At 61.1% G+C, this 20,011-nt stretch carries 19 protein-coding genes; 7 read left to right on the top strand and 12 right to left on the bottom strand.

Features of this window, described 5'->3' with window-relative positions; translation table 11 throughout:
• Nucleotides 1-21: 21 nt before the first annotated feature.
• A complete protein-coding gene (gene arcB / locus WIR04_RS04030) occupies nt 22-2,334 on the bottom strand; it encodes an aerobic respiration two-component sensor histidine kinase ArcB (RefSeq protein ID WP_338890654.1) in 2,313 nt (770 codons plus the stop codon).
• Nucleotides 2,335-2,535: 201 nt separating this feature from the next.
• On the opposite strand from arcB, the gene WIR04_RS04025 reads away from it, so the two are divergent.
• A complete protein-coding gene (locus WIR04_RS04025) occupies nt 2,536-3,534 on the top strand; it encodes a DUF2860 family protein (RefSeq protein ID WP_338890652.1) in 999 nt (332 codons plus the stop codon).
• Between the two features lie 70 nt (nt 3,535-3,604).
• On the opposite strand, the gene WIR04_RS04020 is transcribed toward WIR04_RS04025, so the two are convergent.
• The 4 genes from WIR04_RS04020 to WIR04_RS04005 all read right to left on the bottom strand — a co-directional run bounded on the left by WIR04_RS04020 (nt 3,605) and on the right by WIR04_RS04005 (nt 6,513).
• Nucleotides 3,605-4,300 carry a DUF3334 family protein gene (locus tag WIR04_RS04020; protein ID WP_025328146.1) on the bottom strand — a complete coding sequence of 232 codons (696 nt, stop codon included), beginning with the start codon at nt 4,298-4,300 and terminating at the stop codon, nt 3,605-3,607.
• Nucleotides 4,301-4,418: 118 nt separating this feature from the next.
• Nucleotides 4,419-4,865, bottom strand: a complete 447-nt coding sequence (locus tag WIR04_RS04015) for an HIT domain-containing protein (RefSeq protein WP_338890649.1) — start codon at nt 4,863-4,865, stop codon at nt 4,419-4,421.
• A 70-nt stretch (nt 4,866-4,935) separates the two neighbouring features.
• Nucleotides 4,936-5,544 (bottom strand): DUF2057 domain-containing protein, encoded by a 609-nt coding sequence (locus WIR04_RS04010; RefSeq protein ID WP_338890648.1) that lies wholly within the window; start codon nt 5,542-5,544, stop codon nt 4,936-4,938.
• Nucleotides 5,545-5,613: 69 nt separating this feature from the next.
• Nucleotides 5,614-6,513: a LysR family transcriptional regulator gene (locus tag WIR04_RS04005; protein ID WP_307765917.1), complete on the bottom strand. Its 900-nt coding sequence runs from the start codon at nt 6,511-6,513 to the stop codon at nt 5,614-5,616.
• Nucleotides 6,514-6,611: 98 nt separating this feature from the next.
• Here WIR04_RS04005 and WIR04_RS04000 point away from each other — a divergent pair, with 98 nt between their 5' ends.
• Nucleotides 6,612-7,214 (top strand): short chain dehydrogenase, encoded by a 603-nt coding sequence (locus WIR04_RS04000; protein ID WP_338890645.1) that lies wholly within the window; start codon nt 6,612-6,614, stop codon nt 7,212-7,214.
• 127 nt (nt 7,215-7,341) lie between these two features.
• Here WIR04_RS04000 and WIR04_RS03995 read toward each other — a convergent pair whose 3' ends face one another.
• The 3 genes from WIR04_RS03995 to dapA all read right to left on the bottom strand — a co-directional run bounded on the left by WIR04_RS03995 (nt 7,342) and on the right by dapA (nt 10,619).
• On the bottom strand, nt 7,342-8,445 hold the full coding sequence (locus WIR04_RS03995) for a phosphoribosylaminoimidazolesuccinocarboxamide synthase (protein WP_338890643.1): 1,104 nt from the start codon (nt 8,443-8,445) through the stop codon (nt 7,342-7,344).
• Between the two features lie 169 nt (nt 8,446-8,614).
• The gene (gene bamC, locus WIR04_RS03990) at nt 8,615-9,739 is read right to left on the bottom strand and encodes an outer membrane protein assembly factor BamC (protein WP_338890641.1); all 1,125 of its coding nucleotides are present in this window, start codon (nt 9,737-9,739) and stop codon (nt 8,615-8,617) included.
• Nucleotides 9,732-10,619: a 4-hydroxy-tetrahydrodipicolinate synthase gene (gene dapA, locus WIR04_RS03985; RefSeq protein ID WP_338890639.1), complete on the bottom strand. Its 888-nt coding sequence runs from the start codon at nt 10,617-10,619 to the stop codon at nt 9,732-9,734. The genes bamC and dapA overlap by 8 nt, the downstream gene beginning before the upstream one ends.
• A gap of 199 nt (nt 10,620-10,818) precedes the next feature.
• Between dapA and WIR04_RS03980 the strand changes: the two genes are divergently transcribed.
• The 3 genes from WIR04_RS03980 (at nt 10,819) to WIR04_RS03970 (ending at nt 12,560) form a co-directional block, all read left to right on the top strand.
• A complete protein-coding gene (locus tag WIR04_RS03980) occupies nt 10,819-11,352 on the top strand; it encodes a glycine cleavage system protein R (RefSeq protein WP_025328154.1) in 534 nt (177 codons plus the stop codon).
• 23 nt (nt 11,353-11,375) lie between these two features.
• Nucleotides 11,376-11,840 carry a thioredoxin-dependent thiol peroxidase gene (bcp, locus tag WIR04_RS03975; protein WP_025328155.1) on the top strand — a complete coding sequence of 155 codons (465 nt, stop codon included), beginning with the start codon at nt 11,376-11,378 and terminating at the stop codon, nt 11,838-11,840.
• 219 nt (nt 11,841-12,059) lie between these two features.
• Complete coding sequence (locus WIR04_RS03970) at nt 12,060-12,560, top strand: YfbU family protein (protein ID WP_338890637.1); 501 nt, start codon at nt 12,060-12,062, stop codon at nt 12,558-12,560.
• Nucleotides 12,561-12,605: 45 nt separating this feature from the next.
• Here the strand turns inward: WIR04_RS03970 and yfbV are convergent, their stop codons facing one another.
• Nucleotides 12,606-13,046 (bottom strand): terminus macrodomain insulation protein YfbV, encoded by a 441-nt coding sequence (gene yfbV, locus WIR04_RS03965; protein ID WP_025328157.1) that lies wholly within the window; start codon nt 13,044-13,046, stop codon nt 12,606-12,608.
• A gap of 302 nt (nt 13,047-13,348) precedes the next feature.
• Here yfbV and WIR04_RS03960 point away from each other — a divergent pair, with 302 nt between their 5' ends.
• Nucleotides 13,349-14,551, top strand: coding sequence for an acetate kinase (locus WIR04_RS03960; protein ID WP_025328158.1), 1,203 nt, complete (start codon nt 13,349-13,351; stop codon nt 14,549-14,551).
• A 69-nt stretch (nt 14,552-14,620) separates the two neighbouring features.
• A complete protein-coding gene (pta, locus tag WIR04_RS03955) occupies nt 14,621-16,774 on the top strand; it encodes a phosphate acetyltransferase (RefSeq protein ID WP_025328159.1) in 2,154 nt (717 codons plus the stop codon).
• 394 nt (nt 16,775-17,168) lie between these two features.
• Here pta and ilvN read toward each other — a convergent pair whose 3' ends face one another.
• The 3 genes from ilvN to WIR04_RS03940 form a co-directional block, all read right to left on the bottom strand.
• Nucleotides 17,169-17,663 carry an acetolactate synthase small subunit gene (ilvN, locus tag WIR04_RS03950; protein ID WP_025328160.1) on the bottom strand — a complete coding sequence of 165 codons (495 nt, stop codon included), beginning with the start codon at nt 17,661-17,663 and terminating at the stop codon, nt 17,169-17,171.
• Nucleotides 17,664-17,742: 79 nt separating this feature from the next.
• On the bottom strand, nt 17,743-19,461 hold the full coding sequence (locus WIR04_RS03945) for an acetolactate synthase 3 large subunit (RefSeq protein ID WP_025328161.1): 1,719 nt from the start codon (nt 19,459-19,461) through the stop codon (nt 17,743-17,745).
• 388 nt (nt 19,462-19,849) lie between these two features.
• Nucleotides 19,850-20,002, bottom strand: a complete 153-nt coding sequence (locus tag WIR04_RS03940) for a hypothetical protein (RefSeq protein ID WP_005323837.1) — start codon at nt 20,000-20,002, stop codon at nt 19,850-19,852.
• Between the last annotated feature and the right edge of the window lie 9 nt (nt 20,003-20,011).

Below are 20,011 nucleotides of genomic sequence, written 5' to 3'. Positions count from 1 at the left end.
TGCCTGTGGCATCCGTCAGGTTCACGACAACAACCAGCGCCGCAAGCGGGCGATGTCGCCGGGATATTCACGGCGCAGTGTCTCAATCCAGTCCTCCACGTTCTCCCACCAGGCGGGGTGATCCGGGCTCTGGATAAGCTGGGCCGTCTGCTGCAGGCGGCGCAGGCCGATGGAGCCCGCCGCCCCTTTTATCTTGTGCGCCTCCTCCACCACGCCGGCCTGATCCCTGGCAATCATGTTGGAGTCCAGCACCGCCATGTAGTCCGGCATCATCTTCTCGAACAGATCCACGCTGGAGAGCAGCACCGGCTTACCGACCGTGCTGGCGTAATCGGTGAGGAAGGGCAGGTCCAGCAGTGCATCCTGGTTGCCCGCGTCCGCCTGATCAAAGGCCTCGTCGTCCGCCAGATCCGCGAACAGGTGACCTATCACCTCCCGCACCGCCTTGGAGCCGAGCGGTTTGTTGATCACATCCTGCATGCCGTGATCCCGATAGTACTGGCGATCGCCGGTGGCGTTGGCGGTGAGCGCCACCATGGGGGGCAGGCTGTCGCCGTAACGGGCCAGCAGCTGGGCTGCCACGTCGAAGCCGGTCATGTCCGGCAGCTGGATGTCCAGCAGTATGAGGTCGAAGTCATCCGGGTTGGCCATGGCCAGCGCCTGGGTGCCGTCCCGCGCCACCTGCACCTGATGACCCAGCTTGTTGAGCAGGGCGCAGGCGACGGTGACGTTCAGCTCCACGTCCTCCACCAGCAGTATGTCAAGGGAGGGCATCTCGAGCTCAGGCGGGGTCGCCTGCGGCTCGACACAATCCACCTCCAGTTCGGCGGTGAAGCAGGATCCTTCGCCCGGGTCGCTGTCCACATAGAGCTGGCCACCCATGGCCTGCACCAGCTGGCGGGAGACGGCGAGACCGATGCCGGTGCCGGTGGCGTGCTTCTTGCCCTGCACCTGATAGTACATGGCGAAGATCTTCTCCTGCTGGGCCCGCGGAATGCCGACCCCGGTGTCCTCCACCTCGAAGTGCAGCGCCAGCTTGCCCGGTTCATCGGCGGCGTGGGCGAGACAGCGCACCGTCACCCCACCCTCGTCGGTAAACTTGACCGCATTGCCCACCAGGTTCCACAGCACCTGACGCAGCCGGGTACCGTCCGCCATCACGAACTGCGGCATGTCGCCGTCCCGGTCGAAATGCAGATAGAGCCCTTTCTGCTCAGCCTGGATGCGCGACAGTGTCTCCAGCTCGTCGAGGAAGGCGGGCAGGTCCATGGGGGCAGGTGCTATCTCGAGGCGGCGGCGGTCCAGTTTGTCGAGATCGATGATGTCATTGAAGATGTTGCCCAGCGTCACCGCACTCAGGTGGATGGTCTTGAGCTGCTGCTGCTGCTTGGCATCGAGGGGCGTGTCCATCAGCATGCGGCTCAGCCCGACGATGCCGTTGAGCGGCGTGCGCAGCTCGTGGCTGATGGTGGAGATGAAGGTGGTCTTGTCCCGGCTCGCCTTCTCCAGCTTGTCCTGATACTGCTTGCGCTCTGTGATGTCGCGGCCAAAGCCGAGCAGACCGAGCCGCTTGCCGAAGCGGTCGAAGAAGGGCACCTTGCGCAGCTCGAAGTAAGCCTTGCGGCCATCGGGGTACTCCAGCCACTGCTCATAGGTGAGGGGCTCGTTGCTGGCGAAGACCTGCTTGTCGGTCTCCACCACCTTGTTGGCGATCTCCTGCTTGTAGACGTCGAACGGGGTCAGCCCGATGAGCTCGGCCTCCACCTTGCCGGTGAGCTCCTCCATGGCGCGGTTGCAGCCGGAGAACTGCTCGTCCTCGTTGCGGTAGTAGACCAGATCCGGAGAGCAGTCGATGAAGGAGCGCAACAGGGCGGTACGCTCCCCCAGGTGCAGCTGGGCCTTCTCCCGCTGGAACACCTCGTTCTCCAGATCCTCTATGGCTTGCTGGCGCAGGGTCTCGGCCCGGTTGGTCTCGGCGATTTGGGCATTGAGGCGGCTGATGTTCTCCTGCAACTGGCTGTTGAGCTCGAGGTCGCGCTCGCGCATGTCCTGCAGCTTGCGCACCATGCGGGTCAGCCGCTGGCGGGAGTCTTCCAGCTGATCCACGACGATGGAGAGAAAATAGACGGCCCAGGGGGTCACCAGCAAGCCGAAGAAGACAGAGCGCACCAGGTCGACGATGTCCACAGTGCCGCGCAGAAACAGGGTCACCCCCATCTGGATGGAGACCGCCAGCACTATGATGGCGGTCGCCAGGAACATGCTGAAGCGCACCAGTCCCAGCTTGGTCATCAGGTCGACATAGTATTGCGCCCAGGATTTGATTTGCTTCATCTCGTTGTTTTCTCCCCGTTATTGCGCAAACAGAATACCAGTACGGCGCCCTGAACTCTTGCCCCTTGCACCTTAAATTATTGATTAACGTCACACTCCGACTGGGGTAGCATGCCCGCCTGAGTCAGTCAGCTCCGGTTCAGCAAAGGATCCCGAGCCGCACTGCCACCCTTGTCCTCCCTTGTGTCAGGAGCACACCCCATGCGCAATCATGTCCTGTTGAGTCTTGGTCTGCTAGCCGCCAATGCCGCCCACGCCGATCTTGGCGAGATCCCCAGAGAGTCCGGCTGGTCCGGTTTCCTGCTCGGCGGGGTCAATGTCGTCAGCTACGAGTCCAACTTCTACGCCGGCGATGACAACCACAGTCGAATCAACGACCTCGGCTCTCCCGACAGCGAGAGCGGCCTGACGCCGCTCATCAACGCCGACATCCGCTACACCTTCGCCGACACCCGCACCCAGGTGTTCCTCGGCAACCTGATCCAGGATGCGGTGCGCTTCGACTTCACCCAGCAGCTGGGTCTGCGCCAGGAGATGGGCGACAAGGGCATAGTGGCCACCTCCTTGGTGTTCAACGCCATACCGGTGGAGCTGTGGAGTGATCCCTTCGCCACCGGCGTGGATCGCAGCTCGACCGACGTGAAGTCGAAGGGAGTGCGCTTTGCCTGGGACAAGATCTGGGGCAGCAACTTCTACGGCACCCTCACCAGCCGGGAAGTGGATCTGGACGAGGAGCGCAGCGGTCAGCAGTATGACCAGACCCACGGCACCAACTATGCCGCCATGCTGGATCGCAACGGCAAGGTGCACGACATGGCGCTCTCCTACCAGTTCCACTTCGGCGGCAACCAGCTGCTGGAGCCGGCGATCCTCTACAAGCAGGCCAGGCTGGATGGCAGCGCCGAGAGCTTCGACAACACAGGGTTGCAGCTGACTTACGCCAAGCGGGGTCCGCAATGGTCCATCGTCAGCAACCTCTATGCCGGCAAGCGCAAGTATGACGAGGCGAATCCCCTGTTCGGCCAGCGTGCGGATGCAGACGAGTTCGCCATCAACGGCACCTTCTTCTGGCACAACCTGTTCGGGGTCAAGGCCCTGGCCGCGACCTTCACGGCGGCTTATTCCGGCGCCGACTCCGATATCGACTTCTACGATACCCAGGCCACCCGCTTCAGCACCGGCCTGCTCTACAACTTCTAAGCCGAGCCCTGTCGAAAACAGCGAGGCCACCCCAGGGGGTGGCCTCGTTTTTTTCCGCTTCCTGACTGCCTTAGATGCCGAGGGAGTCCAGCAGATCGTCGTGCTCGTTGCTCGCCGGGGCGACCGCCGGGGCCGGCTTGGTCGCCGCCAGCTTGGCCTGGGCGATCAGCTCGTCCGGATCGACCTCCTCCTGCACTCCGCCATCGTGGATCCGGATAAACTCTGTCCTGTCCATGGCCAGCTCCAGATAGAAGATGTTGTTGCTGGCGGTGAAGAAGGTGACCCTGCGGGTCTCGGGGTTGTCGAGGTTGGTGTCGACACTCAGCATCACCTGCTTGTTCAGGGCCAGCATCTTGGGCTGGTTCTGGGTGATGTGGGTCTGCAGCTCGCGCCCCACCTTGCCGGTGAAGCTGCCGACGATCTGGTTCATCAGCTCGCCCATGACGTTGCTCACCTCGTCAGAGGTGTGGGAGATGGCGAGATCTTCCTTGGAGAGCCCCATGCTGAGCATGTAGCTCTGGTAGAGCTCCATGGCAGCGGCGGCGGAGAAGTTGATCACCACCAGTCCGGAGAAGCCGCCGTCGAACAGCACGAAGCAGCCGATGTCCGGCTTGAGGCAGGTCTTGCTGATCCGTTGCACCATGCCGGAGAAGCGCACCTGGGTCTGGGTCGCCGCACTCAATACGCTCGTCACCGAATTGCACAGGCTCAGCAGCACGTCCTCTGTGGTCAATACGGCATCATCCTCGGATCTTGTTACTATCATGGAACCTTCCTGCTGATCGAAAAAATAGGCTTGTCTGTCTCACCGCCCATGTCATCACGCGCGCGTCCGATACGCTAACAGATTGCGTGATCCCGGTGTTGAAACCGCGAGCCGCCTCTCACTTGACCGGATTGTCAGTCAGAAACGGCTGAAATCCACCCAGAGTGGCCAACCGGGCTCGCCAGTTATCGGCCTGCTGTCGCAAATCTAGTGCCTGATAGGGGATAACGGGGTGCGCTCCCCAGATGGGACCCGGCCAGGCGGCATCCGAGCTGAAGCGAGCGACATGGTGCAGGTGCAGCTGGGGCACCAGGTTGCCGAGCGCCGCCACGTTGATCTTGTCGGGGCCCAGTGCCTCTTCCATGAGGGTGGCGACGGCGCAGGACTCCTGCATCAGCTGTTGCTGCTGCTCGGGAGGCAGATGGTGGATTTCCCGCAGCCCGGGAACCCTGGGCACCAGGATGAGCCAGGGATACTGGCTGTCTTTGGCCAGCAGCACGCGACAAAGGGGAAGATCCCCGAGTATCTGGGTATCCGCCTGCAGGCGGGGATGCAATTCAAACATGGGGCCTCGCTGGTCAACATGGGCACGTCAGGAGATGAGTGTGCCCACGTTACTGCAACGGGGGGCAAACTTAAAGCCGGGGCACGGCCCAACCGATGAAGCGCTTGCGAAGTTCGGGGTCCGCCTGCAGGAAGAGCTGCTGCAACTGCCCCTCCAGCTCGCTGGCAGGGACTGAAGGGGCCTGGGCCGCCGTCACCGCTGCCGTGGTCGCCAGCACCGCCTTGCCCGTGCCGCGGTTGTACTCCATCAACCTGGCGTGCCAGTCCATGCCGATCTGCATGCCGTTGACCACCAGGGCATCCTGCTGCACCTTCAGGGGCTTATCCCCCGCCAGCAGGCTCACGACCGGCGTCTTGGCGTAGCGCTCCATGCCTTTCTCGTCGGTGGGCACCGTGGCCTGCAGGCGCACCGACTGGCCGCGGGCCTCATAGCGGATCACCTGGGGCTCGGAGCGGATCCGGCGATCGTTGTCGCTGCTGTTGCGACTCGGGATCACCCCCTCATAGCGCACCAGCAACTGCTGCGCCCCGTCGGCCAGCACCCCATGCTGCTCGTCCTGCACCTTGCCGTCGCTCACCGCCAGGATCTGGAAATCCCCGGGCACCTCGACCCTGACCTCGGCCTGCACCGAACCGGCACACAGCAACATGATCCCAACCCAACCCTGATGACCCTTCATTCCCTGTCTCTCTCTGCTCGCTATGATGGGCGCAGGCTAGCAGCCAAAGATGACAGAAAAATAACGGGCTCAGAGCAGGTAGTGGGGCCGCTCGGCAAACCACTGGGCCAGCACCTGCTTGAACAGCCGTATCTTGCGCGGCACCCGGCGCTGCTGGGCATGGAGCACGTGCAGCGGGTGCAGGGCCGTCTGCCAGTCCGTCAGCACCGCCACCAGCTCTCCCCTGGCCAGACTCGTCTCCACCAGCATCAGCGGGCACTTGGCAAACCCCATGCCCGAGCGAGCCAGTTGCAGCACAGTGCTGTAGTGATTGGCCCGCACCTTCCCCTGCACCAGGATGTGGGCCTCCTCCCCTGCCTTGCGAAAATGCCACTGCTCCCAGGCCGGGTTGTGCCCCTGGAGCAGGCAGGGGCGCCCTCCCAGCTCATAAGGGGTGGCGGGGAGCCCCTCCCGGGCCAGCAGGGCTGGGCTCGCCACCACCACGTCTTTCAGCTGCCCGAGGGGCAACGCCACCAGGTTGTCCGGCACCTGATCCATGGCGCGCAGGGCGATGTCATTCTCCCCCTGGCTCATGTCGATCATGGCGTTGGTGAAGTTGAGCTCCACCTCGACACCAGGGCAGATCTCGGCGAAGCGTGTCAGCAGCTCGCTCACCATGCGATCCCCCGTGCTGACCGGGCAGGTGAAGCGCAGGCGACCGCTGTCCTCCTCGGTCAGGGCCTGGATGTCCTGCTCCGCCTGGCGGGCCAGCGCGGCTATCTGACCCGCCTGCACATAGAGGGTCCTGCCCGCCTCGGTCAGGCTGAGGCGACGGGTGGTGCGCTGCAACAGTTGCGCATTGAGGGCGGATTCGAGGGCGCTGACGTGGCGGCTCAGCATCCCCTTGCTCACCCCCAATGCATCGGCGGCGGCGGAGAAACTGCCCCGCTGCACCACCTCGTAGAAACTGCTCAGATGGGCGATGTCCATCCATTAGCTCCAATATGGAAACAATGGGTTTATGTTAAGCGCTTTTTCTCCTTTTTCATCCAGCTATCATCAACACACCCCCATCAGGAGTGACCAAAATGAAAATTGTGATTGTGGGTGCCTCCGGCACCATAGGTTCCGCCGTCAGCGAATTGCTTGCCAGAGACCACCAGGTAATCCGGGTCGGCCACAGCCGGGGGGATGCCACCGTCGACATGACGGATGGCGCCTCCATCGCCGCCCTCTTTGCGGGCATAGGCCGGTTCGATGCCCTGGTGGTCGCCAGCGGCAGCGTCGCCTTCAACGCCCTGACCGAGATGACGGACGAGCAGTGGCAGCTGGGGCTTCAGAGCAAGCTGATGGGCCAGATCAACCTGACCCGGGCCGCCATTCCCTATCTCAACGACAAGGGCTCCATCACCCTCATCAGCGGCATACTGAGCGAGGAGCCCATCAACTGGGGAGTCAGTGCAACCACCATCAACGGTGCCATAGAGCACTTCGTGAAGGGGGCCGCCTGCGAACTGCCGAGGGGGCTGCGCATCAACGTGGTGAGCCCGACAGTGCTGGAGGAGTCCATGGACAAATACGCCAACTTCTTCCCGGGCTTCGTGCCTGTGCCCGCCGCCAGGGTGGCGCAGGCCTACCAGAAGTCGGTGCTGGGGGTGCAGACCGGCCAGATCTTCCGGGTCAATGGCTGAGGCCGCTCTCTCTCACTGCCAGACACCAATAAAAACGGGCCCCGTCACGGGACCCGTCTGTTTGTCGGCTTGCTGCCCTCACCATCGGCAAACGTTTGTGCGCCGGCGGCAAAAAAAGCGGTCAGCCTCAGTCGATCAGACCGTACTGCTCGCGCAGCACCTCGATAATCTCCTGCTTGGGATTGGCACTGCGCACCAGCTTGTGGCCTATGACCTTCTCGGCGATCCCCACGTAGGTGTGGGAGATGTCCATCATCACCTCAGTGGGCAACTTGTTATCCCGGGCCAGGGCGAAGCGTTCCGGCATGCGGTTCTTGTTGAGCAGAATGTCCGGATCCGGGAAGTGGTTCAGCAGCCACTGGCGGAAGCCCTCTTTGGACTTCTCGACGATCTCGCCATTGCGCAGGGCGGCGCCGTCCCAGATGCGGGAGCTGTCGGGGGTACCCACTTCGTCCATGTAGATGAGCTTCTCGCGACCGGCGGCATCCTGGACATAACCAAACTCGAACTTGGTGTCGACGAAGATCTGATCCAGCGCGGCCAGGGCCTCGCTGATGACGTTGAAACCGTCCTTGAGCAGCGCTTCATAGCTGTCTATGTCCGTCGGAGAGCGGAAGCCGAAGGCCTGATGGTGGCGCTCTATGTCGGCGCGGGAGACGTTGACATCGTCCGCTTCCGGCACGCCATCCAACCCCTTGAGGATCCCCTTGGTGGAGGGGGTGATGAGGATCTCGGGCAGCTTCTGATCCTTCTTCAGCCCTTCCGGCAGACGGATGCCGCAGAACTCGCGCTCGCCGTCCTTGTAGGCACGCCACATGGAACCGGTGATGTACTGGCGGGCAATGGCCTCGATCATCACCGGACGGGCCTTTTGCACTATCCAGACGAAGGGGTGCGGGATATCCAGGATGTGGCTGTCCGCCAACCCCTTCTCCTTGAACAGCTTGAACCAGTGGCTGGAGATGGCATTGAGTGCAGCCCCCTTGCCCGGCACACCGTTCAAGCCATCCACACCCTGCCAGATGCAGTCGAAGGCCGAGATGCGGTCGCTGATCACCATGAGGGCGAGCGGCGTATCCGCGGGCACATCATAGCCTTTCTCTCTTATGAGCCGGGCACTGTCTGCGGGGGTCAACCAGTAGACGCTGCGCACTTTGCCGGAATGGACAGGTTTATCGGTACGGATCGGCAAATCGTCATTCACCGCCAATACTTGATCTGCAAGACTCATGGCTAATAACACTTCCTGTTGTGGGACTGACAAGACAGGCGCATCAGGCTCCTGTCTACGAGGGATTCATTCAGCTAAACAGCGCTAGGCCCCTCTGCCGGGGCAGGCTCCCAAGAGGGCCCTTTGCGCGAATTCCACATAACAAAACAGGGGCACCAGGCCCCTGTTTCTATTCTGCCTTAGCGGCCTGATCGGCCACGCCTTTGGCAAAGGCCTCGGACAGGCTGATATACATCTGGGAGATGACACCGGATGCGACCGGCTTCTTGTCCTTGTCGAACAGGGTGATGGAGGTCTTGCCCCCGGCCATCTCACCCAGCTGGAAGCGGTACTGGTCTTCCTCCAGCTTGAACGGCTCGGCCCCCTTGGCCTTCCAGAACTCGGCATTGGGCTCGTCATACTCGACGTCGATCCAGCCCAGGGACTGCTGGGTATCCTTGATGGTGAAACCGTAGGCCGGCAACACCTGATTGAGACGGCGCCAGACCTGCTCGAAGGAACCATCGGCGATCCAGGCACTCAGCTCGTTGTTGTCCAGACCCAGCTCCAGGCCCATGCCATCGGTGGACTTGTGCTGTTCGCGGGCCTTGAGCTGCTTGTCGTAGTAGAGGGAGAACTGGTTCAGTGCCCGGGTCGCATAGCGCTGGGCATCGGCCGGGGTCAGCACTGTGCTGGTCTCGCCGTCTATGGTCTCTTCATGCTCCAGCACCCGTACCGACATGTTGACGGCATGACGCTGCTGGTCGTTGCTGAGGGTGAACTGGTAGCGTTGACGGATGCGGAAGTCGTCGTCCTCCTCCGCCCAGCCATCGAGGGCGGCGGAGTTGTCAAACCAGCCGGTCTGCAACACGCCGGCCTGCTGATCCAGCTTCTCTGTGGTGACCTTGTGCTGGGCCAGGAAGTTCATCAGGAAGGCCCAGGTATCGCGCTCCACGCTCTGGCTGGTGCTCAGGGCATAGAAGGCCAGGGTAGGTTCGCTGGCCTTGGTCACCACCTGGCTGCCAGGGACCACTGTCAGCAGCTGGGCTGGCGGACGCACGTCCACCTTGGCGCCGATGGCACCTTCGCGGCTGCTCTCCGGCAGGGCCGGAATGTCGAAATTACTGTTAAAGGCGGGGGTACTCAACCCGGCGGGCACGAGGAAGGCGCGACCTTCGAGGCGGCTCTCTTCATACTCGAAGCCACGGTTGGCCATCTTGCGATCCTGGGGTGAGCTACAGGCTGCCAACACGGCAACAGTCGCAACACTCAGCACCAGGCGCACTGCATTTCCCTTTCCATTTGCTTTAAACACTCGCCATCAACTCCGCAGTCGTCAGTGCTCGCGCCATCGCCTGCTCTCCCTCGGGGGTGAGGTCGGTCAGCGGCAGGCGCAAGATCGCCGTCGCCATCAATCCCAGGCGGGCACAGGCCCACTTCACCGGGATGGGACTCGGTTCGCAGAACAGAGTCTGATGCAACGGCATCAATCGATTGTTGATGTCATGAGCCTGCCCGGCATCACCGGCCAGCGCAGCACGACACATGTCGGCCATCTGGGGCGCCGCAATATTGGTGGTGACCGAAATGACGCCATCGCCCCCTTGCAGCATAAAATCACATCCGCTGGCATCATCGCCACTATAAAGCGCGAAATCCGGCCCGCACAACTCGCGCAGCAGCGGGGTGCGGCTCAAATCACCCGTCGCCTCTTTCAAACCGATAATGCCGGGAACCTTGGCCAGACGCGCCACGGTTTCCGGTTTGAGATCGCAACAGGTGCGACCGGGCACATTATAGAGAATTTGAGGCAGACCACTAGCCTCGGCGATCGCACAATAGTGACGATAGAGACCTTCCTGGGTGGGTTTGTTGTAATAAGGGGTCACAGAGAGGCCCGCCACCACGCCGGTTTGGGCGAAACGCCGGGAGAGGGCGATGGCATGGGCAGTGCTGTTGGAGCCGCAACCTGCGATGACCGGAATGCGACCGGCGGCAAACTCGACGGTCTTTTCCACGACGGCGATATGTTCCGACTCGCTCAGGGTGACCGACTCTCCCGTGGTGCCCACCGCGACTATGGCACTGGTGCCGGCACCGACATGATACTCCACCAGGGCAGCCAGACTGGTCCAATCGATGTCACCCGAGGCCAGCATGGGGGTAACGAGCGCAACAATACTACCGCGTAACATGGATATTTCTCCCGATTTTCAGGGGCGTAATGGTAAAGCTGCCCCTTTTGAAAAACAAGGGAGGCAAGGGACAAGCCGTGTTACCATCCGCCACAAAACGTATGGATGCACGAGGGCAGGAGAGAGCCCGGAGCAGGGTGTCATGCCCGTCAGGCGCTCGCTCTCACCGCATTCGCAATAAATGGACGAGAGACGATTTATGACTCACTACCTGGTCGTAACGGCCATCGGCACGGACAGGCCTGGCATCGTCAATGAGGTTACCCGTCACGTCAGTGGCTGCGGTTGCAACATTGTCGACAGCCGTCTTGGCATCTTCGGTAACGAATTCACTTTCATCATGCTGTTGTCCGGTGACTGGAACAGCCTGATGCAGCTTGAGATAAGCCTCCCCCTGCGCAGCCAGGAGTGGGATCTCATCACCATGATGAAGCGCACCGAGCGCCACCACTCCCTGCAATATGACATCAGCGCCAGCGCCGAGGTGCTGATCCGGGATCAGCCGGGCATCGTAAGCCAGTGCACCCAGTTCTTCAGCGATCACGGCTGGGATATCCAGGCCATGCAGACCGTCACCCTCGAGCAGCAACCCTTCAACCTGCTCAAGGCCAATTTCCAGCTCAATCAGGCCAAGCAGGGCGAGGCGGCCGACTCGAAAACGGCCTTCGCCGATTTCTGTCGTGAACTGGGTGCCGAGTCATTCGAGTTCATCGTCAATCACAAATACGCCTGACGGCGTTTATCCGAGGAGACCCCATGCAACCACTACAAGTTGGTACTCAGGCCCCCGATTTCTCCCTCTCCGATCAGGATGGTCAGCAGGTCAGTCTGTCCTCCCTGCGGGGCAAGAAGGTGCTCATCTATTTCTATCCCAAGGCGATGACCCCGGGCTGCACCACCCAGGCCTGCGGCCTGCGGGACGTCAATGCCGAACTGGCCGCTCTCAACGTGGTGGTGCTCGGCATCAGCCCGGACCCGGCCAAGCGCCTGAAGAAGTTCGAGGAGCGCGACAACCTGAACTTCCGGCTGCTGGCCGATGAGGATCACGCCGTGGCCGATGCCTTTGGCGTCTGGGGCCCGAAGAAGTTCATGGGCAAGGAGTACGACGGCATCCATCGACTGAGCTTCCTCATCGATGAGGAGGGCAAGGTGGCCCACCGCTTCGACAAGTTCAAGACCAGCGATCACCATCAGGTGGTGCTCGACCTCGTCAAGGGCTGACCCCCGCCAGTTCAGAGACGACAACAGGGCCTGCAGATGCAGGCCCTGATCATTTGCCCCCTGTTCTGCCGCGCAAGAGCCGGGAATCTCCTGCCAACAGCAGCGCCCCTGTTGCGCCCTCCTCCCCGTTTTTCTCGCCAACCTCCCCTATCAGATCAAAAAATTCATCCTGGATATGGGTTAACGTGGCCCCAGATTCATTTTCCAGTGAGACAGCCCATGAACATGAGCCATACCGAACGCCTGATCCTGAGCAATCAGTACGAGATCCTGGCCAAACTCAATCCGGAGAAGGCGGCGTTTTACCAGCGGGCCAGCACCATAGTCGAACGTGGCTACTGCCTGCAGATCCTCGAACTGGAGAAGAGCTTCGGCCACCTGGATCTCGCCACCTGTCAGGAGGTGCTGGACACCCTGGAGCTGCATCATGCGCTGGCCATCTCCTGGGGCAACCTCGACGCCGGTACCCGGGCCGAGGTGAACGAGAGTCGCCTGGCCTTCAACGGCTACAGCCGCAGCCAGGAGCGGGAACTGGCGGATTATGTCTGCTTCCTGCTGGAGGTGGACAAGCGCTTCCCCGATCTGCCGTGCCCCTGTGACGAGCTCTCCAGCGACATCGCCATGCGCGACAAGTACCAGCGCATGCTGGCGGCCTGGCGTCAGTGCCCCCGTCAGTACAAGCTATCCATCCAGGAGATCAGCAAGGTACTGGCCGCCTGAATGTGAAAAAGGCGCCTGGTGGCGCCTTTTGCTCCCCTGCCGGGGCTATTCGTAGAGGAAGGATTTGTCCAGCTGCTTGAAGGCGGCGTTGAGGGTGTCGGCCAGCTCCTCGTAACGGGGTCGGGCCACCAGCTGACGATGACCCCCCTGCTCGTTCATCTTGCCGTTGATCTCCCTGTACCAGTTGGCAAGGGAGGGAGGAAGCCGGGTATCGGCACGCTGGCCGAGCCAGTAGTAGCCTTGCAACGGCAGACTGAGCAGGAACAACACCGAGGCCATGACGGAGGGCCAGTAGTGCAGCTCGCCGAACTGGAACTGCAGCATGACGCTGAGCACGGCGAGCGCCGGAATGACCCTGAGGGCGAACTCGGTCGCCTTGATCACCCGATTCTCCGGGAACATGGAATTAAGCTCGGGACGGCGCGGCCAAAGAGTCATATAATGACGGCCTTGCTGTAATTTAGTTCCAAAAATGTTCATGCTCATACTACCTCCGAGCTCTTTTTGAACGTATTAACGGCAAAACCTCGACAATATTTGAGAGGCAATAACAAAGGTTGAGGATGACTTTGTTATTTTTCAACAATCAGGTTATCCTTTGTACGCCCAATTTTTACGCCAGTGGTTTGCTGCTGGCCTGTCAGGGACGTCAGAATTCCGGGTCTTGTATCACTATACAAGGGGCAAGCAACAGATTGCCAACCCTCATAAGGATAAGTTGATAGTTTTTGGGCGCACCGCGTCCGGCGCATCCTCCAACCCAACCCAATCTGCGATAGGATTTATTCATGAGTAAGCTGGTTCTTGTTCTTAACTGTGGCAGCTCGTCCCTGAAGTTTGCTGTCATTGACGCAACCACCGGTGATGATCTGCTGTCCGGCCTGGCCGAGTGCTTCAACCTCGACGACGCCCGCATCAAGTGGAAGCTCAACGGCGAAAAGGGCAGTGCCGATCTGGGTGCCGGTGCCGCTCACCAGGAAGCACTGGACTACATCGTCCACAAGATCCTGCCGCTCAACCCTGAACTGTCCAAGAACCTGATTGCCATCGGCCACCGCGTGGTACACGGCGGCGAGCAATTCACTTCTTCCGTGCGGATCTGCAAAGACGTGATCGCCGGTATCGAAGCCGCCATTCCTTACGCTCCGCTGCACAACCCGGCTCACCTGATCGGCATCCGTGCCGCCCTCAAGGTCTTCCCTGAGCTGGCCGAGAAGAACGTCGCCGTGTTCGACACCGCCTTCCATCAGACCATGCCGGAAGAAGCCTTCCTGTACGCCCTGCCGTACAAGCTCTACAAAGAGAACGGCATCCGTCGCTACGGCGCCCACGGCACCAGCCACTACTACATCAGCCTGGAAGCCGCCAAGCAGCTGAACAAGCCGGTCGAAGAGCTGAACATCATCAACTGCCACCTGGGCAACGGCGGTTCCGTCTGCGCCATCAAGAACGGCAAGTCCGTCGACACCTCCATGGGCCTGACCCCGCTGGAAGGTCTGGTGATGGGTACCCGTTCCGGTGACATCGATCCGGCCATCATCTTCTTCCTGCACGACAAGCTGGGCATGAGCGTCGCCGAGATCAACACCATGCTGACCAAGGAATCCGGCCTGCAGGGTCTGACCGAAGTCACCTCCGACTGCCGTTTCGTTGAAGACAACTACGACAGCAAGGAAGAAGCCAAGCGCGCCATGGACGTGTACTGCTACCGTCTGGCCAAGTACATCGGTGCCTACGCCGCCGCCATGGACGGTCGTCTGGATGCCGTGGTCTTCACCGGCGGCATCGGCGAGAACTCCGCCCCGATCCGTGAGATCACCCTGAACAAGCTGGGCCTGCTGGGCTTTGACGTCGACCACGACGCCAACCTGAAGGCACGCTTCGGCAAGGGTGGCGAGATCACCAAGGCTGGCTCCACCAAGGCCCTGGTTATCCCGACCAACGAAGAGTGGGTCATCGCCCACGACGCGCTGGAACTGGTCGGCGCATAAATTAGCTGTAGAGCAAGGCCGCCCCAGGGCGGCCTTTTCCTGATCCCAAAAATGAACAAGGGGTAATAAGTGGCACGCACTATTATGCTCATCCCGGTCGGCACTGGTGTCGGCGTAACTTCCGTGAGCCTTGGCGTCGTTCGCGCCATGGAACGTCACGGTGTCAATGTCAGCTTCTTCAAACCGGTTGCCCAGCCGCGTCCGGGTGAAACCGGTACCGAGCGCTCCACCGCCGTGATCCGCGCAGCCGCCAACATCAACCCGCCTGAGCCGTTCGCCCTCTCCTACGCCGAGAACATGATCACCTCCAGCAACACCGATATCCTGCTGGAAGAGATCGTGGCCCGCTTCGAAGAGCACGTGAAGACCAGCGGTGCCGAAGTGGTGGTGATCGAAGGCCTGGTGCCGACCGACAAGCAGCCCTTTGCCAACAAGCTGAACTACGACGTCGCCAAGGCACTGGACGCCGACATGGTGTTCGTGACCCATCCGGGCAATGACTCCAGCCAGAAGCTGAAAGAGCGCATCGAGCTGGCCTGCTCCAACTTCGGTGGCGTCAGCAACCCGCGTATCGTGGGCTGCGTCATCAACAAGGTGGGCGCACCGGTTGACGAGCACGGCGTGACCCGCCCCGACCTGACCGAGATGTTCGAGGCGCACCACCACACCTCCGATACCGCCCACAACCTGGAAGTGCTGCAGGTGTTCGGCAAGAGCCCGCTGCGCATCCTCGGCTGCATCCCCTGGAACACCCAGCTGATCGCCCCGCGCGCCAAGGATCTCGCCAAGCATCTGGCCGCCAAGATCCTGCACAAGGGGGAGCTGGACAGCCGTCGCCTGCAGACCGTGACCTTCTGCGCCCGCTCCATCCACAACATGATCGAGCACTTCCGTCCGGGCAGCCTGCTGGTGACCTCAGGCGACCGCTCCGACGTCATCGTCTCCGCCTGCCTGTCCGCCATGAACGGCGTCAAGCTGGGTGCCCTGCTGCTGACCGGCAACTACCATCCTGAGCCGCAAGTCATCGCCCTGTGCCAACAGGCCATGGCCACCGGCCTGCCGATCATGATCACCGGCACCAACACCTGGCAGACCGCCGTCAGCCTGCAGAACTTCAACGTCGACATCCCGGAAGATGACCGCGAGCGTATCGAGCTGGTGCAGGACTATGTGGCTGGCCACATCGACAAGCACTGGATCGAGTCTCTCTCTGCCAAGTCCACCCGCTCCCGTCGCCTGAGCCCGCCTGCCTTCCGCTATCAGCTGACCGAGCTGGCCCGTCAGGCCAACAAGCGCGTCGTGCTGCCGGAAGGGGAAGAGCCGCGGACCATCAAGGCTGCCGCCATCTGTGCCGAGCGGGGCATCGCCCGTCCGGTGCTGCTGGGCAACCCGGAAGAGATCCGTCGCGTTGCCGAACAGCAGGGTGTGGTACTGACCGATCGCGTCGAGATCATCGACCCGCTGGAAGTGCGCGAGCGCTATGTGCCGCGTCTGGTCGAGCTGCGCAAGAACAAGGGCATGACCGAAGTGGTCGCCCGCGAGCAGCTGGAAGACAACGTGGTGCTGGGCACCATGATGCTGGAGCGTGGCGAAGTGGACGGTCTGGTATCTGGCGCGGTACACACCACAGCCAACACCATTCGTCCGCCGATGCAGATCATCAAGACTGCCCCGGGTTCCTCGTTGATATCGTCGATCTTCTTTATGCTGCTGCCTGATCAGGTGCTGGTGTATGGTGACTGCGCCATCAACCCGGACCCGAGCGCCGAACAGCTGGCCGAGATCGCCATCCAGTCCGCCGACTCCGCTGCCGCCTTCGGCATCGAGCCGCGTGTCGCCATGATCTCCTACTCCACCGGTACCTCTGGCGCCGGCGCGGACGTAGAGAAGGTGCGCGAAGCGACCGAGCTGGCCAAGGCCAAGCGCCCCGACCTCATCATCGACGGCCCGCTGCAATACGACGCGGCCATCATGGAGAACGTGGCCAAGTCCAAGGCACCGAACTCACCGGTCGCGGGTAAAGCCACAGTGTTCGTGTTCCCGGACCTGAACACCGGCAACACCACCTACAAGGCGGTACAGCGTTCCGCAGAACTGGTCTCCATCGGCCCCATGCTGCAAGGCATGCGCAAGCCGGTCAACGACCTGTCCCGTGGCGCCCTGGTAGACGACATCGTCTACACCATCGCCCTGACCGGTATTCAGGCAGCCCAGGCCGAGTAATATCGCCCAGCGCTGACCCTGTGAAAAACCCGCCTTACGGCGGGTTTTTTTATGGCTGACAGGGGCCTGTTGATCGGCGAGATCAAATCCGGATCTTCGCAGGATCCGCCAGACTGGCCGCGAACGCCTCCTGGCAAGGGGCCGGCGATAAGCAAACACTCACACCCGCGCAGGGGGATTGCACAATTGCGATCCAGCCAGGATCAAATCAGAATATCCCTTTAAGATCAGCTAACTAACGCCAGACACACCGCTAATCTACAGAGTTTTCCACAGCTTTTGTGGATAGTTTACCGATCATTTGAAAGAAAATGACAGACTCGGCCACGCTTTGCGCCCATGAAAAAGGGGCTCCGAGGAGCCCCTTTGGACAACAAACCCGCCAGCCAGTAGCTCAAGGACGCAGGGATTTGTCCGCCCGGGAGATGCCGCAGACACCAGAGCGCACCACTTCGATGATCTCGTTGGTCTGGGCGGCAGTCTTGATGAAGGCGTCCAGCTTCTCGCTGGTGCCCACCAGTTGCACTGTGTACTGCTCCGGGGTGACGTCGACGATCTGGCCGCGGAAGATATCCGCCAGCCGTTTCAGCTCGTCGCGGGCACCACCGGCGGCGCGCGCCTTGACCAGGGCTATCTCCCGCTCTATGTGTTCCCCTTCGCTCAGGTCACACACCTTGAGCACGTCCACCAGCTTGTGCAGCTGCTTCTGGATCTGCTCCAGCACCCGCTCGTCACCCATGGTGACTATGGTCATGCGGGACAGGGTGGGATCCTCGGTGGGGGCCACCGTCAGGGTCTCGATGTTGTAGCCGCGCTGGGAGAAGAGGCCCACCACACGGCTCAGGGCGCCGGACTCGTTCTCCAGCAGTACTGAAATGATATGCCTCATCAGATTTCCCCCGCCTTGCTCAGCCACATCTCATCGACGGCGTGATCCATCAGCACGACCGAAATAATATGTTCCATCGTCAGGTCCTCTCCGTCTTGCTCAGCCACATCTCGTCCATGGCACCGAACTTTATCTGCATCGGATAGACGTGCTCATCGGGGTCGACCGAGATGTCCATGAACACCAGCCGATCCTTCATGGCGAAGGCCTTCTCCATGGCGCTCTCCAGCTCTGCCGGATCGCTCACCGCGATGCCGACATGGCCATAGGCCTCCGCCAGCTTGACGAAATCGGGCAGGGATTCCATGTAGGAGTGGCTGTGACGGCCACCGTAGAACATCTTCTGCCACTGCTTGACCATGCCCAGCGCACGGTTGTTGATGGAGATGATCTTGATGGGCACCCCGTACTGCATGCAGGTGGAGAGCTCCTGAATGTTCATCTGCACCGAGCCGTCACCGGTGACGCAGCAGACCACGGCATCCGGGTTGGCAAACTGGGCCCCCATGGCGGCCGGAATGCCGAAGCCCATGGTGCCGAGGCCCCCGGAGTTGATCCACTGGCGCGGCTTGGCAAAGGGGTAGTAGAGGGCGGCGAACATCTGGTGCTGGCCCACATCGGAGGCGACGAAGGCCTCCCCCTTGGTCACCTTGTAGAGCGCCTCTATGACCTGCTGCGGCTTGATCAGGGTGGGGTGGGTCTCGTAGGCCAGGCAGTTGCGGGAGCGCCACTGATCGATCTGGCTCCACCAGTCCCCCAGCGCCTGCTTGTCGTTGTCGAAGCCGCACTCGCGGATCACTTCCAGCATCTGCTCCAGCACGGTTTCCACCGAGCCGACGATGGGCACATGGGCCTGTACCGTCTTGGAGATGGAGGTGGGGTCTATGTCGATGTGGACTATGGTGGCGTTGGGACAGAACTTGCTCACGTTGTTGGTGACGCGGTCATCGAAGCGGGCACCCACGGCGAAGATGAGATCCGCGTTGTGCATGCTCTTGTTTGCTTCGAAGGTGCCGTGCATCCCCAGCATGCCGATGAATTGCGGATGGGTGCCGCTGAAGGCCCCCAGCCCCATCAGGGTAGTGGTCACCGGCAGGTTCAACAGCTCGGCCAGCTTGGTCACCAGATGATCCGCGTTGGCGTTGATGGCACCACCGCCCACGTACATGACGGGACGCTGTGCCTCCACCAGCAACTTGGCGGCCCGCTTGATCTGGCCCTTGTGTCCGGCCTTGGTCGGATTGTAGGAGCGCAGGGAAACGGACTCGGGATACTGGTAGGGGAATTTCTCTTTCGGGTTCTGTACGTCCTTGGGCAAGTCCACCACCACGGGCCCCGGGCGGCCACTGGCGGCAATGTAGTAGGCCTTCTTGATGGCGTCGGGAATGTCGCTGGCCTTCTTGCACAGGAAGCTGTGCTTCACCACAGGACGGGAGATGCCGATCATGTCGGTCTCCTGGAACGCGTCCTCCCCTATCATGCTGGTCGGCACCTGACCGGACAGGATCACCAGGGGGATCGAGTCCATGTAGGCGGTGGCGATGCCGGTGATGCAGTTGGTGGCGCCTGGACCCGAGGTCACCAGCACAGTACCCACCTTGCCGGTGGAACGGGCGTAACCGTCAGCCATGTGCACCGCGGCCTGCTCGTGCCGCACCAGGACATGCTCCATCTTGCCGTTTTCGAAGAGAGCGTCATAGATGTCGAGCACTGAGCCACCAGGGTAGCCGAAGACATGCTCAACTCCCTGATCTTCCAGCGCTCTAACCACCATCTGGGCGCCTGATAACATCTCCATGATAAAGCCCTCCAGGCTTTGCTCCGTTAAGCGAAAGCTACCGACAGTCCGCTGCTTCCCGGCAGCGCCGATCCGTCTCTTGTTGTTGTCTGCATCCAGACCAGGCGAGTTCGGAGCCGTCGATAGTAGAAAAATAGGTTTTTTCCATCATTCACCCGAAAAGCGGGTGAAAAACCAACTTAACCCGCTTGTGAACGCTTGTCCACGGCTTTGTCTGACCAGAACAGTCATAAATTTCAAACAGCTATTAACATTCAGTGACTTGGTCACCAGACCGGAAACAAAGCGGGGAGTATGGGGGGGAAACTAGCGGATCATGCTGCCAATCAGGGCAGGGATGGAAATAAATGGCCCGCCCACAAGGGGCGGGCCGTCAAAACATAGCGTCTCAGTGCTCGTCTTCCGGCTCCGCCAACCAGATCTGCTGATCCGGATCCGTCTCTTCACAGACCGAGATGCTGACCCCCATGTCGAGCAGCTCATGCAGGGTGAGATTGTCTGCCAGTGTCATGGTATCGCCGTTTTCATTGGTAAAGCGCATGTTGTCCGT

This window comes from Aeromonas rivipollensis (assembly GCF_037811135.1).
Taxonomy (GTDB): Bacteria; Pseudomonadota; Gammaproteobacteria; order Enterobacterales; family Aeromonadaceae; genus Aeromonas; species Aeromonas rivipollensis.
This window is presented reverse-complemented; position numbering and strand designations above follow the sequence as displayed.